12 protein-coding genes are annotated in these 15,186 nt (G+C 67.5%); 8 read left to right on the top strand and 4 right to left on the bottom strand.

The annotated features are described in order from the left end of the window. The first annotated feature begins 686 nt into the window (after positions 1 to 686). The 4 genes from dnaE (at position 687) to ACZ7FF_RS17700 (ending at position 6,597) form a co-directional block, all read left to right on the top strand. The gene (gene dnaE / locus ACZ7FF_RS17715; RefSeq protein ID WP_470813125.1) at positions 687 to 4,286 is read left to right on the top strand and encodes a DNA polymerase III subunit alpha; all 3,600 of its coding nucleotides are present in this window, start codon (positions 687 to 689) and stop codon (positions 4,284 to 4,286) included. Next, positions 4,283 to 4,642: a DUF6300 family protein gene (locus ACZ7FF_RS17710; RefSeq protein WP_470813124.1), complete on the top strand. Its 360-nt coding sequence runs from the start codon at positions 4,283 to 4,285 to the stop codon at positions 4,640 to 4,642. The genes dnaE and ACZ7FF_RS17710 overlap by 4 nt, the downstream gene beginning before the upstream one ends. 212 nt (positions 4,643 to 4,854) lie before the next feature. Further along, positions 4,855 to 5,829 (top strand): hypothetical protein, encoded by a 975-nt coding sequence (locus tag ACZ7FF_RS17705; protein WP_470813123.1) that lies wholly within the window; start codon positions 4,855 to 4,857, stop codon positions 5,827 to 5,829. Positions 5,830 to 6,114: 285 nt separating this feature from the next. Then, on the top strand, positions 6,115 to 6,597 hold the full coding sequence (locus ACZ7FF_RS17700) for a hypothetical protein (protein WP_470813122.1): 483 nt from the start codon (positions 6,115 to 6,117) through the stop codon (positions 6,595 to 6,597). A 46-nt stretch (positions 6,598 to 6,643) separates the two neighbouring features. Here the strand turns inward: ACZ7FF_RS17700 and ACZ7FF_RS17695 are convergent, their stop codons facing one another. Continuing rightward, positions 6,644 to 7,603 (bottom strand): NAD(P)H-quinone oxidoreductase, encoded by a 960-nt coding sequence (locus ACZ7FF_RS17695; protein ID WP_470813121.1) that lies wholly within the window; start codon positions 7,601 to 7,603, stop codon positions 6,644 to 6,646. A gap of 130 nt (positions 7,604 to 7,733) precedes the next feature. Here ACZ7FF_RS17695 and ACZ7FF_RS17690 point away from each other — a divergent pair, with 130 nt between their 5' ends. Further along, on the top strand, positions 7,734 to 8,312 hold the full coding sequence (locus tag ACZ7FF_RS17690; RefSeq protein WP_470813120.1) for a TetR/AcrR family transcriptional regulator: 579 nt from the start codon (positions 7,734 to 7,736) through the stop codon (positions 8,310 to 8,312). A 214-nt stretch (positions 8,313 to 8,526) separates the two neighbouring features. On the opposite strand, the gene ACZ7FF_RS17685 is transcribed toward ACZ7FF_RS17690, so the two are convergent. From ACZ7FF_RS17685 to ACZ7FF_RS17675, 3 genes are all read right to left on the bottom strand, one after another. Further along, positions 8,527 to 8,673, bottom strand: a complete 147-nt coding sequence (locus tag ACZ7FF_RS17685) for a hypothetical protein (protein WP_470813119.1) — start codon at positions 8,671 to 8,673, stop codon at positions 8,527 to 8,529. An 877-nt stretch (positions 8,674 to 9,550) separates the two neighbouring features. After that, positions 9,551 to 11,461: a molecular chaperone HtpG gene (gene htpG, locus ACZ7FF_RS17680; RefSeq protein ID WP_470813118.1), complete on the bottom strand. Its 1,911-nt coding sequence runs from the start codon at positions 11,459 to 11,461 to the stop codon at positions 9,551 to 9,553. 225 nt (positions 11,462 to 11,686) lie between these two features. Continuing rightward, entirely contained in the window at positions 11,687 to 12,343 is a 657-nt protein-coding gene (locus ACZ7FF_RS17675; RefSeq protein ID WP_470813117.1) for a type III effector protein, read from the bottom strand. 124 nt (positions 12,344 to 12,467) lie between these two features. Between ACZ7FF_RS17675 and ACZ7FF_RS17670 the strand changes: the two genes are divergently transcribed. The 3 genes from ACZ7FF_RS17670 to ACZ7FF_RS17660 all read left to right on the top strand — a co-directional run bounded on the left by ACZ7FF_RS17670 (position 12,468) and on the right by ACZ7FF_RS17660 (position 14,817). Further along, on the top strand, positions 12,468 to 12,899 hold the full coding sequence (locus ACZ7FF_RS17670; protein WP_470813116.1) for an Hsp20/alpha crystallin family protein: 432 nt from the start codon (positions 12,468 to 12,470) through the stop codon (positions 12,897 to 12,899). A 326-nt stretch (positions 12,900 to 13,225) separates the two neighbouring features. Next, entirely contained in the window at positions 13,226 to 13,663 is a 438-nt protein-coding gene (locus ACZ7FF_RS17665) for a DUF2267 domain-containing protein (protein ID WP_470813115.1), read from the top strand. Positions 13,664 to 13,866: 203 nt separating this feature from the next. Further along, complete coding sequence (locus ACZ7FF_RS17660; RefSeq protein WP_470813114.1) at positions 13,867 to 14,817, top strand: SDR family NAD(P)-dependent oxidoreductase; 951 nt, start codon at positions 13,867 to 13,869, stop codon at positions 14,815 to 14,817. Positions 14,818 to 15,186 lie beyond the last annotated feature (369 nt).

The raw sequence follows: 15,186 nt of genomic DNA, 5'->3' as shown, positions 1-15,186 counted from the left end.
CCCGACCCTCGGGGCATTCCGGAAGGTCCTGGCCCCATGGGTGAACGCATCAAAGCCCTAGCCACGGCCCGCAGCCCGCTGAAAGCTACTGTCTCCACCCGGCCCCGAGTCGGTCCGTCTGCCTGCCTGTGCCGCGGGACGAAGAGCGTCGTACGGACGTGGCTGACTCCTGGCTCTCGCCACGCACAAGCAAGCGCCCCCGCAAGACCGGCTGCACCCTGCGATCTCGGAAGCCGTGGAGCGGATGCTCGCAGCGCGCACGACGAATATTGCAATTGCAATCGTTGCTGCGCCGCTATCGACGGATCTGCGGCTCCCTGGAGGGGCGGCTCGTGAAGGCCGGACAGTCTGCGTCAGGTCGAAGGACCCCGGTCATATGGCGGCTGGCCATGGGAATCCGCCGTGGCGTTTCGGACCGGCCCCCCGGAAGGGCTCTGCCGAGTCGCGACGGAACCCGACGCGCCACTGATCGGCTGACGCACCCGCCAATCGCCGACGCCGTTCTCTCCGTCGGAGGACGCCACAAACGGGGCCGCTCGGGTGACAACCGTCGGAGTTCTGTGCTAGGCAGACGCCCCTGAACTGCGGTTTTTTTACCATCAGTTCGCGGCGTGGGCGGGTCGGGCCGACCGCGCGCAGGGGTATCGTACGGGCTTCCCTCGACCCTTCGCGGAGGTGTGCACCCGGTGTCCCGGTCCTTTGTCCACCTGCACAATCACACCGAGTACTCGATGCTTGACGGTGCTCAGAAGCTCAAGCCGATGTTCGCCGAGGTCTCACAGCAGGGCATGCCGGCGGTGGCGATGAGTGATCACGGCAACATGTTCGGCGCGTACGAGTTCCATCAGGTGGCCAAGGGCTTCGAGAACGTGAAGCCGATCATCGGGATCGAGGCGTACGTCGCTCCCTCGTCCAGACGCAATCGCAAACAAGAATTCTGGGGACCGGGCGGGCAGCGCGCCATGGCGGACGACGGCGAGGGCTCGAAGGACGTCTCCGGCGGTGGCCGCTTCACCCATATGACGATGTGGGCGACGGGCGCGCAGGGCCTGCGCAACCTCTTCCGCCTCTCGACGGAGGCCAGCTACACGGGCCAGTTCCCGTCGGGCAAGCCCCGCATGGACATGGAACTGATCAGCGAGCACGCCGAGGGCATCGTCGCGACGACCGGTTGCCCGTCCGGCGCGATCCAGACCCGGCTTCGGCTGAACCAGTACGACGAGGCCCGCGAGGTCGCCGTGGCCTACCAGGACATCTTCGGCAGGGATAACTACTTCCTGGAGCTGATGGACCACGGGCTGTCCATCGAGCGGCAGGTCCGGGACGGTCTGCTGCGTCTGGCCAAGGAGCTGAGCATGCCGCTCCTGGCCACGAACGACGCGCACTACATCCACGAGGACCAGGCCGATGCGCACGACAATCTGCTGTGCATCGGCGTCGGCAAGAACAAGGCCGACGAGAAGCGGTTCCGCTTCCACGGCAGCGGCTACTACCTGAAGACCGCGCAGGAGATGCGCTCCCTGTTCTCCGAACTGCCGCAGGCGTGCGACAACACGCTGCTGATCGCCGAGCGGGTGGGCTCGTACGACGAGGTCTTCGACTACGTCGACGAGATGCCCCAGTTCCCCGACGTGCCGGCGGGGGAGACGCAGGAGTCCTGGCTGCGCAAGGACGTCCTCGACGGCCTCGCCATGCGCTACGGCACCCCGATCCCCGCCGAAGTGCTGGAACGCTTCGAGACCGAGATGTCGGTCATCGGCCCCATGGGGTTCTCCTCCTACTTCCTCGTGGTCGCCGACATCTGCAAGTACGCCCGCGACAACGGCGTCCCCGTCGGACCGGGCCGAGGTTCGGCCACCGGCTCGATCGTCGCCTACGCGACCCGGATCACCGAGCTGTGCCCCCTCGAACACGGCCTGCTGTTCGAAAGGTTCCTCAACCCTGAGCGGATCAACCCGCCGGATGTCGACCTCGACTTCGACGACCGCCAGCGCGACAAGATGGTGCGCTACGTCACCGAGAAGTACGGCGACGCCTACACCGCCATGGTGAACACGTTCGGCAAGATCAAAGCCAAGAACGCGATCAAGGACTCCTCCCGGATTCTCGGCTACCCCTTCTCCCACGGCGAGCGCATCACGAAGGCGCTGCCGCCGGACATCATGGGCAAGTCGATCCCGCTCGACGGCATCTTCGACCCGGCGCACCCCCGCTACGGCGAGGCCGGCGAGATCCGCCAGATGTACGAGAACGAGCCGGACGTGCAGAAGGTCATGGACACCGCCAAGGGCGTCGAGGGACTGACCCGGGGCACCGGTGTCCACGCGGCCGCGGTCATCCTGTCCAAGACCAGGCTGACGGACCGCATCCCGCTGCACATGCGGGCCTCCGACGGCGTGAAGATCACCGGCTTCGACTATCCGTCGTGCGAATCCATGGGCCTGATCAAGATGGACTTCCTGGGCCTGCGGAACCTGGGCGTCATCGACCACGCCCTGAGGAACATCCGGGAGAACCGAGGCGTCCAGCTCGCTACCGTCGACCCCATGAGTGGCGACCAGGACACCATCGTCATCCCCCTGGACGACAAGAAGACCTTCGAACTGCTGGGCCGGGGCGACACCTTCGGCGTCTTCCAGCTCGACGGCGGCGGCATGCGCGCGCTCCTCAAGCTGATGGAACCGACCCGGTTCGAGGACATCGCGGCAGCCCTGGCCCTGTACCGGCCCGGCCCGATGGCCGCCAACGCGCACACCAACTACGCGCTGCGACAGAACGGCAAACAGGAACCCGACCCCATCCACCCGGAACTGAAGGACGTCCTCGACCCCATCCTGGGCAGCACCCACCACCTGCTCATCTTCCAAGAACAGATCATGGCGATCGCCCGGACCCTCGCCGGATACACCCTCGGCGGCGCCGACATGCTGCGTCGCGCGATGGGCAAGAAGAAGCCCGAGGTCCTGGCCGCCGAGTGGCAGAACTTCCACTCCGGTATGAAGGGAAACGGCTACTCGGAAGAAGCCACCAAGGCGATCTGGGACGTCATGCTCCCCTTCTCCGGGTACGCCTTCAACAAGTCCCACACCGCCGGGTACGGGCTCGTCTCCTACTGGACCGCGTACCTGAAGGCCAACTACCCCGCCGAGTACATGGCCGCCCTGCTCACCTCCGTCGGCGACGACAAGGACAAGGCCGGCGTCTACCTGGCCGACGCCCGCAAACTCGGTGTCACCGTCCTCCCACCGGACGTGAACGAATCCCTGGCCGAGTTCGCGGCCGTCGGCGACGACGTACGCTTCGGCCTGCTCTCGGTACGCAACGTCGGCGAGAACGTCATCGAGTCCATCAGGGTCGCCCGGAAGGCCAGGGGGAAGTTCACCTCGTTCCAGGACTTCCTCGACAAGGTCGACCTGCCCGCACTGAACAAGCGGGCCATCGACTCGCTCATCAAGGCCGGCGCGTTCGACTCGCTCGGGCACACCCGCAAGGGACTGGCCTCCGTGCACGAAATGGCGGTCGACGCGGTCGTACCGCTGAAGAAGGCCGCCGCGTACGGGCAAGACGACCTGTTCGCGGGCCTCGGCGGCGCCGACAGCGGCGACGACTCCGGGTTCGGCGTCGACATGAAGATCGGGGAGGAGGAATGGCCGCGCAGGCAACTCCTCTCCACCGAGCGCGAGATGCTCGGCATGTACGTCTCCGCGCATCCACTGGACGGCACGGAGAACATCCTCTCCGCCCACCGCGACACCACGATCGTCGACCTGCTGTCCTCCGGCCGCACCGAGGGCGTCGTGCGCCTTTCGGGCCTGATCACCGGCGTCCAACTGAAGATGACCAAGCAGGGCAACAGCTGGGCGATCGTCGACCTTGCCGATCGGGACGGCACGATCGAAGTCCTCTTCTTCCCCGCCACGTACCAGCTCGTCTCAGGAGCCCTGGTCGAAGACAGCGTGGTGTCCGTCCAGGGCCGTATCAACGACCGAGACGGCTCCCTCAGCATCTTCGGACAGGAGCTGCAGGTCCTCGACGTCACGTCGGCAGAGCGTCCCGGCGCGGCACCGGTCGGTCTCGCATTGCCGTACCACCGCATCAACGAGCCGGCGGTCACGGAACTCCGGCGGATCGTGAAGGCCCACCCCGGCGAGAACCCGGTCCACCTCTCCGTTCGCGGAGTACAGAAGACGGTCGTGTACCGACTGCAGGCCACCGTGAACGCGACGTCCATCGCCTCCGAGATCAAGGGTTCGTTCGGCCCCGACGCATGGCAGGGTGTCGCATGAACGACCAGAACCCCGAGTACGAGGAAATCCACCTCCGGGTCGACACCCCGCCGCCCTGCTCACGGTGCGAGGGACCAACCCTCGCGGCCGCGCGCTTCCGGCACTCGTGGACGAACAGTGCGGGGCTGAGAATCGACGGCTTGCGTGAGAGCATGCTGTGCCCGGTCTGTGACCGCGGTGGGCGGGACGTCGCAGCCCTGGTGCAGATCCTCATGGCTCGCGATCAAACCGACGCCATCACCTGTGAGTTCTTCGGAGGGCTGGTCGCCACGTGGGTCGAGTCCTTGCGCCAGGAATCCGTCGATCTCGCCCTTCTCGCGAACGAACATGAACGGTGGCACCGCGGCGAGCTCTGACGCACCGGCATCATCGACGCAACCGCTCACCTGGCCAACGTACTCAGTCCGCGAGCCAGTTGAGTACGAGTACTCATGCCCCGCCTTCTCTCGCACGCCCATGATCGATCTTCGAAGCGGGCTCGAAGAGGGGACGGCAAGAGAAGATGACATCCGTACGAGCTGGAGGGGATCGGAGACGCACCCAGTGGCGCCCGTTGCTGGGAACCCGTGTGGCCAGGGCGTCGCTGGTCGGAGCCGGATTCGGAATCGCTGCGGTTGTGCTGGTCGCCGCGCTGTCGGCCTGGCCCTTGGACGACATCCTCCCGTGCGGTCAGCAAGAGTGGGGCTGCCTCGGGTTGGCACTACTGCTGCTCAAAGTGGCAGCGGTGGTCGGCTTCCTGACGAGCGGGCTTCTGCTGCGCCTGGCGGGTGTCCGGCCGGCCTGGCGGGTTGCCGTGCTCACCATCCTGCTCTTCTGGTTCGGAACCGAGCTGAGCGACCGGGCGCTCTACGGGAACCTCCCGACAGCCGTCCTCCCGCTGGCCTCGGCCGCCCTGTTCGCACTGGCCGCTGCCCTGACCGCGCCCCGTCCCGCCTTCTGGTGGCCCCGGATCGTGCTGCTCATTGCCCTTGCTCTGATGTGGCCGCTTTCGGGACTCGTAGGCGACCACCACGCGGAAGCGAGCGAGCGCAGTGAACTCGTGGATGCCGGCGTTCCCCTGCTTGCGCCCGACCTCACCGGTTACCGCCTCGACCATCCATGGGCCACTCGCCACGGTCATGAGCTCGCCTACCGCCTGTGGCCCGAGCGGGCGGGCGTCGACGCCGACGACCCGAACGGCTGGGCCGTCCATGTGACCGTGGCACCGGTGGAGTCCGGCTTCCACCCACCGGTCTGCGAGGCGCAAGCCGACAGCGGCCCCTTGTATCACATGCCGTGCGAGCCAGTGGCCCCGAACACCTGGCGCACCGTCAGGAAGTACGCAGTCTTCTACTTCGTGCGCCGGAATGACGCCGTGACCGTGCTCGCATCGTACGGAACGCACATCACTGACCGCGAACTACGCACCCTGGCGTCCACGGTGGCCGTAAGAGACCCGGACTTCTTCCTCCAATCCGCCCTGGATCCCAGTACGCGGGAAGGCGCTGGTGTCGGCCCGCGTGCCGGCCCTGACATTTCTGAGCGCATTCGTGGAAGCCTTTGAGGCCGTCTTCAAAAAAGTTCCACAAGGACGAATTCCAGACTGGAACGGAGACTTTCGAGCCGCAGCGTTCGCCGCGACGTCCGCGTTCCCCCACGTCAGGCTCTCACCTGACTCGGCCGGGAGATCCGCACTGTGGCCGGCGCGAGATCGTCGACTGCCGATGCGTACTACATCAGTTGTGTGTCAGCGCGTTGACATAGCCTCGCCGAAACACCGCGCGCCAGGAAGAACGCGCAACGCACCGTCTTCCTCCCGGTGCGCGTCTTCAACGGGAGGGACACCATTGTGAGCACTCTCAAGCGCCGGCTCGCGACCACCGCCGCTGCCGTGTGCCTGACTGCGGGACTCGGCGTCACCACCGCGGGCTCCGCTCACGCCGCCCCGGCGAACTGCGGCCCGATCAACGTCGGCAAACCCGGGAACGTCGGGGCCGGGGACTGGTTAGTCGGCCAGGTCCAGCAGGTCTACAACACCTGTGACGGCACCGCCCGCGCACACTTCCAGTGGGACGACCGACACAGGAACGCGTTCCCCGGCGACGAAATCCACGTGAATCTCTACACGGCGAAGGGCGAATCCGTGGCCTCGGTCGTCCGACTCACTGGCGACGGCCCGACCGCGGACACGCCCTGGGCGGACGTCCGCAGCAAGGGCCTGGGCACCTATCAGGCATCCGCCGAATCCGTGTGCGCGATCGGCTACGGCTCGTGGTACGACTACGCCGACGGCACGAACTGGGGAGACGGGATGCGCGGCACCTGCATCTGACCGGGCACTGCCTGCGAACGCTGCTGGGACGTCGGCGAACGAACCCCTAGCCGTTGACCAGCAGGATCTTGCCGATGTGCCGGCCGGTGTCCATGAGCCGATGCGCCTCGGCGGCCTCGGCCATGGGCAGGGTGCGGTCGATGACCGGCTGAACGGCCTTGTTCTCGATCAGCGGCCAGACCTCGTTCTGCACCTCGGCCACGATGGCGGCCTTCTGCGCCGTGGGCCGGGAGCGCAGGGTGGTGCCATGTACGGAGGCGCGTTTGAACACCAGCTCGGCGAGGTTGAGTTGGGCTTCCAGGCCGTCTTGAAGGCCGATGACGATCAAGCGTCCGTCGGCGGCCAGGGACCGGACGTTGCGTTCAAGATACTGGCCGCCGATGACGTCGAGGATCACGTCGTAGGGGCCGTGCTCGGTGAAGTCCTGCGTGCGGTAGTCGATCGCGAGGTCGGCGCCGAGCTCCCGGGCTCGGGCGGCCTTCTCGGCCCCGCCCACGGTGGTCACGACACGGGCGCCCAGCGCCTTGGCGATCTGGATGGCCATGGTGCCGACGCCTCCGGCCCCGCCATGCATGAGAAAGGTCTCGCCCGCTTTCAGTCTGCCGGTCATGACGATGTTGGACCACACCGTGGTGACCGCTTCGGGCAGCGCTGCGGCCTCGACCAGGCCGATTCCCTTGGGAATCGTGAGCAACTGCCCTGCGGGGACGGCGACTTTCTGCGTGTACCCGCCGCCTGCCAGCAGGGCGCAGACCTCGTCGCCCACCTGCCGGCCGGTCACGCCCTCGCCGAGGGCGCTGATACGGCCCGAGACCTCCAGCCCCGGGTACGGCGACGCCCCCGGCGGCACGGGGTAGAGGCCCATCCGTTGTGCGACGTCGGCCCGGTTCAGTGCGCTCGCCACCACGTCGACGACGACTTCGCCCGGTGCGGGCCTCGGATCCTCGACCTCGATCCATTCCAGGACCTCGGGACCACCGGGTTCCTTGATCGATATCGCCTTCATGGTGCTCCGTTCACACGGCAGGGGTTGGGGGGTCACAGGGCTGGGGCGAGGGGCCGGGACGCGCCCTCGGAGCTGGATCACCAGGAAGCCCGATGTGTACACTGCGCACACTAGGAGACGGGAGTATGCAGTGTCAACATCGAGCGTCGGCCGCTACCACCACGGCGATCTGCGGGCCGAGTGTCTGCGTGCGGCTCTGGACCTGCTGGAGGAGAGCGACGAGGCCGCCCTTTCCCTGCGCGCCGTCGCCCGTCGGGCCGGCGTGTCGCCCAACGCGCCGTACCGGCACTACCCGGACAAGGAGGCCCTGCTCGCCGCCCTCGCCGAGCACGGCTTCCACGAACTGCGCAGGACGCTCCTGCAGGTGCAGGAGGCGGCGGCCGCAGACGAGGAGACCGTGGCGCTGGCCCAGGCGTACGTGCACTACGCCCTTGATCACCCAGCCCTGTTCCGGCTCATGTTCAGCCGGCCGTGCGATCCCGCCCACCCGGAGGTGAAGGCGGCCGGCGATGCGGCCTACGCCGTCATCTCGGCGCGAGCCGGCAAGGACGAGCCTCGGGAGTTGCAGGAAGCACGTCTGGCCGGCTGGTGGTCGCTGGTCCACGGCCTCGCATCACTGGCCCTCTACGGAAAGCTGCCCCGGGGCGGTGACGCCGCGGAGATCGACGAGCTGGTACGAGGCGCGGTCACCGCGATGTGCCGCCCGTAGCCCGGCGCCGTGGGCTTCACCGGGTTCCGCGGTTCCCTCACCCCTGGGAGCCCACCGCGCAGCGCCCGCCGCGAGCCGAGCGGCAGCGCGAGCGCGACGGCGGCCTGTTACCCCTTGCAGGCGCCGACGAGGTCTCCCGGCACCGACCGTAGACCTCTCCCGCCAGGCTGACTCCATCGGCCTGGGGCTCATGACAAGTTCGCTCCTGGCTCCGTTATTGGGTGAAGTACAGGGCCGGGTGCCGCGGATCGGCCGAGCAGACGTAGATCCCGGCGTCGGCGACATCGTCCACACGGAAGCCGGTCGCCTCCCGGACGAGTGTGCACTCCTCCGTCCCCCAGACCACATGCTTTCCCGTCACGGTGTCCAGGTACGTGTGCGGGTCCTCCGATTTTCCTCCCGCCAGGGGTACTCGGTGACCCGTTCTGGATGTACGGTGCACGGCCGGGGGACCTCGTCCCACTCCGCGTCTCAGTGCTCCCAGGGATCAGGCTGCACCCCCGGCCCGTGCACGACTTCGTCGGAGCGCCGCCAGAGGACCCTGCACCGCTTGCCCTGGAACTGCGGTTCCGGCAGGCCGTGCACCTCGGGGCACCAGAGGATCTGCACCAGATCGGTACCCTCGGGGAAGGCGATCTCGGGAACGTCAATGGCGCCCCGCGGCGAGGGCGCAGCCCGACGACCGTGCGGGCCAGTTGGGTGAGCCCGGGCATGGCGGCCAGGAGTCGGGCCAGGTCGCCGTCGCCCTCTTCGGAACTCTGCGCGCTACCAGTCACCGGGGCACTTTTGCACGCGCCCTACGCCGACACCAACTGCGGCTCCGCTCCACTCGAACGGAGATCACATCAGCTATGCCGCCGTCACCCCAGTTGCGGCCGTTCGGTGTACCCGCGCCCACGCGGAGGCGCTGTGCTGAAGCAGGCCCGCTGGCAGCGTGGCAGGTGTATGTGGCGATGCCGTCGTCTAGGCCGCCGGTGCCGCGCACCACCGCGTGTCCGGGGGCTCGCGCTCGACCCAGCCGCCCGGAGGGGAGCCGAGTACGGCGGGATGTGGGAGTTCGCAGGGCGACGGTCACCGAAACAAGAAGTTCCGGTGACCGTCGGTCGCACAGCGGGTGGGCACACCGGGCGTTGCCTTCACGGAAGGGCGGGAACCAGCCCTGTGAATCGGATCATTCCGGTGAGTAGCCGCGTACGTAGTTTTGCCGTACCGCAGCGACGCCTGAACGGCGAGGCTGTTTACAGAGCGCGTTCCAGACGGTCCGCCATCAGCTTGACGAATCGTGCCGGGTCCTTCGGCTGGCCGCCTTCCGCGAGTTCTGCCAGGCCGTGCAGGAGTTCGACGCTTTCGCCGAGGTCCGTGCTGTCCTCGCGTTCCGTATAAGCCTGGTTGAGAGCCTTTACCAGCTGGTGACGCGGGTTCAGCTCGAGGATTCGCTTGGTGGCCGGTACTTCTTGGCCCATGGCGCGGTACATGTTCTCCAGGGCCGGCGTCAGGTCGTCGGCGTCGGAGACCATGCAGGCAGGGGAGACGGTCAGGCGGGAGGACAGGCGCACCTCCTTGACCTCCTCCTGCAACTGTTTGGTCATCCAGTCGAGGAGCCCGGAGTACTCCTCGCTCTGCTTCTGCTGTTCGTCGTCGGCGGTGGCGGCGTCGTTGGGGTCGAGGTCGATCTGGCCCTTGGCGACGGACCGCAGCTTCTTGCCCTGATACTCGCCGACGGTGTCGGCCCATACCTCGTCGACCGGATCGGTGAGCAGCAGCACCTCGATGCCGCGATCCCGGAACGCCTCCATGTGCGGGGAGCCCTCGATGCTGTGCCGGGACTCGCCGGTCAGGTAGTAGACAGTCTCCTGTCCGTCCTTCATCCGTTCCAGGTACTGCTTGAGCGTTGTCTGCTCGGTTTCGTGGTGTGTGCTCGCGAAGGAGGCGACGGCGAGGAGGGCGTCACGGTTCTCGGCGTCAGTGACCAGTCCTTCCTTCAGAACCGTGCCGAACTCCCGCCAGAGCGTGGCGTAGCGGTCGGGGTCCTTGGTCATCATGTCCTTGACCGTGGACAGCACCTTCTTCGTCAGGCGTCGGCGCATCATCTCGATGTGGCGGTCCTGCTGGAGGATCTCGCGGGAGACGTTGAGCGAGAGGTCTGCCGCGTCGACGACGCCCTTGACGAAGCGCAGGTACGGCGGAAGCAGCGCTTCGCAGTCCTCCATGATGAGGACCCGCTTGACGTAGAGCTGCAGGCCCCGCTTGTAGTCACGGGTGAACAGGTCGAAGGGAGCGTGAGCGGGCAGGAACAGCAGGGCCTGGTACTCGAAGGTGCCCTCCGCCTGGAGCCGGATCGTCTCCATCGGGTCACGCCAGTCGTGGCCGACGTGCTTGTACAGCTCGTGGTACTCCTCCTCGGACACCTCGTCGCGGGACCGCGCCCACAGCGCCTTCATGGAGTTCAGCGTCTCGAGTACGGGTGTCTCGTCGGCCTTGCCGCCCTCGGCGGGCGTGGCTTGGGGGGCCATGCGGATGGGCCAGGTGATGAAGTCCGAGTACCGCTTGATGATTTCCCGGACCTTGATGGGGGAGGTGTAGTCGTAAAGCTGGTTGTCGGGGTCGGCCGGCTTGAGGTGGAGCGTGACCGAGGTGCCCTGCGGTGCGTCAGAAACCGTCTCCAGCGAATACGTGCCTTCACCGCGTGACGTCCACCGGGTGCCCTCACTCTCACCGGCGCGCCGGGTCAGCAGGGTCATCTCGTCCGCCACCATGAAGCCGGAGTAGAAGCCGACGCCGAACTGGCCGATGAGTCCCTCCTCGGCCTCGTCCTTGGCTTCGCGCAGCTCCTGGAGGAACTGTGCGGTGCCGGAGTGGGCGATCGTGCCGATGAGTTGTCCGACCTCGTCGTAGGACATGCCGATGCCGTTGTCCCGCACGGTCAGGCTGCGGGCGTCCTTGTCGACGTCGATCTCGATGTGCAGATCGGACACGTCGGCGTCGAGGGAGTCGTGCCGCAGCTTCTCCAGGCGCAGCTTGTCCAGTGCGTCGGAGGCGTTGGAGACGAGCTCGCGCAGGAAGACATCCTTGTTCGAGTAGACGGAGTGGATCATCAGCTGGAGCAGCTGACGGGCCTCGACCTGGAACTCGAAGGTCTCGATGGGCATGGTCGGGTATACCTCGCAGATCATGTCATTGGGAATCTTGCTCAGGCACGGAAAGAACGTAGACGTGAAGGTCCAGGTCGCCGCGGATGGGGCGCATGGGTCGTGTTCGGGGGCTGCCTGCGGCAGCTGTGCCCGCAGCCACGCAGGGTGACCCATGCGGTGCCCGGTCGGTTCTGGCCCGCCGAACATCGCCTATCGGGCACCTTGCTGTCGTGGCCGCGGAAGTCATTCGGGATGCATTGCGGTCGGCGCGGACATCGTGAGCGTGTCGAGTCGTGCAGCGAGGTCGGGGTGGGCCGCCAGGTGGGGGCGGGTGGCGTTCAGTGGAGTGAGGAGGGCGGCGGCGTCGTCCCGGGCGAGGGCCTCGTCGAGCTGGCTCAGTGGTTGGCGGGCGGTGGGGGGAAGGTCGGTGAGGGCGGTGATCTGGCCGGCGATGCGGCGTAGGCCGGCGGCGTTGCGGCGGGCCCAGATGACGGTGGCGCGGTCGGCGGCGCGCCGTTCTCGCGTGGCCTGGACGCGTTGCTCGCCGGTGGTTCCGGCGGGGCCGGGCCGACCACGCAGGTAGCGGCGTTCGGCGGCCTGGCGGCTCGCGACGCCGAGCGGGTGGGCGAGGTCGGCCCAGCTGGCTCCCGCGTGGCGGGCGGTTTCGATCAGGCCGGTCTCCCAGCCCGCAAGCTGCTCGCGGACCTGGCGCAGCAGCAGCAAGGAGGCCAGGGCCTGTTCCGGGACGACATCGGGTGCGTCGAGGGTCTGCTGCTGGGCCGTTCTCAGGGCCTGGTCTATGGCCTCGAGGGCTGCCGCGGCTGCGAGGAAGGACGCCGGGCTCTGATCGGTGGCGAGCTCCGTGGTGACGGAAGAAGCCGGCTGATCCGCTGTCGTCATGAGCACCTCCTTCGATGTCATCGCCTGGATGACTCAGTGATTGTCATCCATTGGATGACATGTTACAACGTCTACGTGAGCGCATTGGCAGCCACTGCCTGACTCTGCTGGAGGTGTTCTTCCGATGTTGATGCGCACTGACCCCTTCCGTGAACTCGACCGCCGGGCTCAGCAGCTGACGGCTCCGGGCACCTGGTCGCGGCCGACCGCGATGGCCATGGACGCCTATCGCGAGGGCGACGAGTACGTGGTGGCCTTCGACCTTCCCGGCGTGAGCCCGGAGGCGATCGACATCGACGTCGAACGCAACATGCTGACCGTCAAGGCCGAGCGCCGGCCCGTGACGAAGTCCGACAGCGTGCAGATGGAACTGTCCGAGCGGCCGCTGGGCGTCTTCTCCCGCCAGATCGTGCTGGCCGACACGCTGGACACCGAGCACATCACCGCCGACTACGACGCCGGGGTGCTCACCCTGCGCATTCCGATCGCCGAGCGCGCCAAGCCCCGCAAGATCGCCATCAGCGGAGCATCCGAGCGCAAGGAGATCTCCGGCTGAGTCCGGCGACACGCACCGGTCAGCGGCGGAGGACGGCACCTGAGCTTCCCCCACCCGTCCTCCGCCCCACGGAGCGGACAACAAAGCAGAGGGCGGCCGACGTGACCTCGCGACACGAAGAGGGACCACGGTGAGCGCAGACGCCCGGCCTGCAGGGGGCAGGGCGGGCGACGCGTCTGCTCGTCCTCCCCGGCGCGGACTTGGTGGGCAGGGCCCATGACCTGCTCACAGAGATCCTGTGCCAGCTCTCCAAGGGTCACCACCTGCGCTTCGGCCACCCTCCGGCGCTTGACCACCACGACTTCGGCCATCGAAAGGCACCTACAATGATCACCGACCAGCGTGCACCCCTCCAGCACACGCCTGTGACGACGTACGAGCAGCTGCTGGAGAAGGTCCGCTACGAAGGCGCCTTCCCCACCCGGAACCGGGCCGAGGAAGCCGTCCGCCTGGTCCTCGCAGGCCTCGGCCGTCAACTGACGGGCGACGAACGCGTCGAACTCGCCACCCGCCTTCCCTTCGAAGCCGCACGCATCCTCACCGCACAGGTCCCCGACCTCCAACCGCTCACCGGCTGGGCCTTCGTCAAAGACCTCGCCGCCCGCACCGGCGGCACCCTGGCCACCACCCGCTGGGACACCGGCTCCGTGCTGTGTGCCGTCGCCACTCTGGCCGGCTCCGACCTCCTCACCCGCGTCCTGCACCAACTTCCCTCCGGGTGGGCGTTGTTGTTCGGCCGAGCCGAACTCACCCCAGCCGCATGAGTGGGCCGGGTCTTTCCGGCGCGACAACACGACGTCGACCGTGATGTGCGCACGTTGTCGGTGCGGCTCTGTGGAAGGGTGCCGGAGATCTGTCGGTGGCGAGCGTGATCTGTCGGCGGTATGTCGGTGAAGGTTGCGACCTTGGGCGGGTTGGTGCTGCTCCCTATGAGCACGCTCGCCCAGATTGCAAGGAGCCTGTCATCGTGTCTTCCCCATCCCCGAGCCGACCGTGGGACGTTCACCGGCTGCCGTCCGCCGAGGGCAGGATCTTCCTGGTCACCGGTGGTAACGCCGGGATCGGCTACTTCGCCGCGGAGCAACTCGCAGCCACCGGCGCTGTCGTCGTACTCGGCAGCCGGGACCGCGCGAAGGCCGAAGCCGCCATGGCCACGATTCGTTCACGCGTCCCCGGCGCGCAGGTGCGCCACCTTCAACTGGACCTCGCCGACCTGTCGTCTCTGAAGACAGCCGTCGACACGCTGGACCTCGATCGTCTCGACGCGGTGGTCTACAACGCGGGGGTCGCGCTGGACGACCCGCCGCGTCGAGAGACCGTGGACGGCCACGAGTTGATGATCGGCACCAACCACCTCGGTCACTTCGCGCTGACCCAGTGGTTGGCCCCTCTGCTGTCCGCGGCGCCGGCGGGGCGCATCGTGACGGTGGGAAGCTTCGCGGCGCGGTCCGAGCGGCTGGACCTCGGCGATCTGCAGTCGACCCAGGACTACCGACCCAAGCGCACCTACGGCCGTTCGAAGCTGGCGCAGATGTGCTTCGCCTTCGAACTCGATCGTCGCCTGCGTGCCGTCGGCAGCACGGTGCTCAGTGTGGCGGCGCACCCCGGCGGTGCGCTGGACTCCCTCACCCCGTCCCGCCCGCCGGTGGTCGTGACCACCCGCGGCGAGCGGCTACGCGCCCTGCCCTCCGCGCTCTTGGTGCAGGGCAAGGACGCCGGTGCATGGCCCGTCGTCCGTGCCGTCCTCGACTCGGAGGTGCAGGGAGGGCAGCTGTGGGGGCCGAGGGTCTTCGGCCTGCGTGGCATACCTAGGCGTGAGCCCGTCCCCCCTCATATGGCCGACCCGGCCGCCGCCGCTCACTTGTGGACCGTCAGCGGTGAGTTGACTGGCACCGATCCGCACCTCGGCTTTCGGTAGGCGCGGAGCCCGAACCGTCCTCCGCCACGATTGAGGAGGCCGCCGGCTGCCCTGGAACGCCGGACCAAAGGCCGCAGCGCTCCCCAGCCCCGGGTGTGCCGCGAGTGTGGTCCAACCCGCCGCCGCGCACCGGGCGGTGGGAGGCCATCCGGCCTGCTCGCCTTGTCGATGACCGTGAGGCCGTAAACGAGATCGCCTCCCGAGCGCAAGCCGGCGGGTTCCGGACCAACCGAACTGCCCGCCGTGCTCGCGCTCAACCCCTCACACTTACCCGGCGTATCCGTCAAGAAAGGCAAATAACCCCCGCACTGGAACGGCGGTACAGCTGGGCAATGACTTGGCCAAGCTTTCCCGCGCCAAGCCCCCGGA

The sequence above is a fragment of the Streptomyces sp. NPDC037126 genome (genome assembly GCF_055605965.1).
The sequence above is the reverse complement of the archived record's forward strand: the minus strand, read 5'-3'. Positions and strand labels throughout refer to the sequence as shown.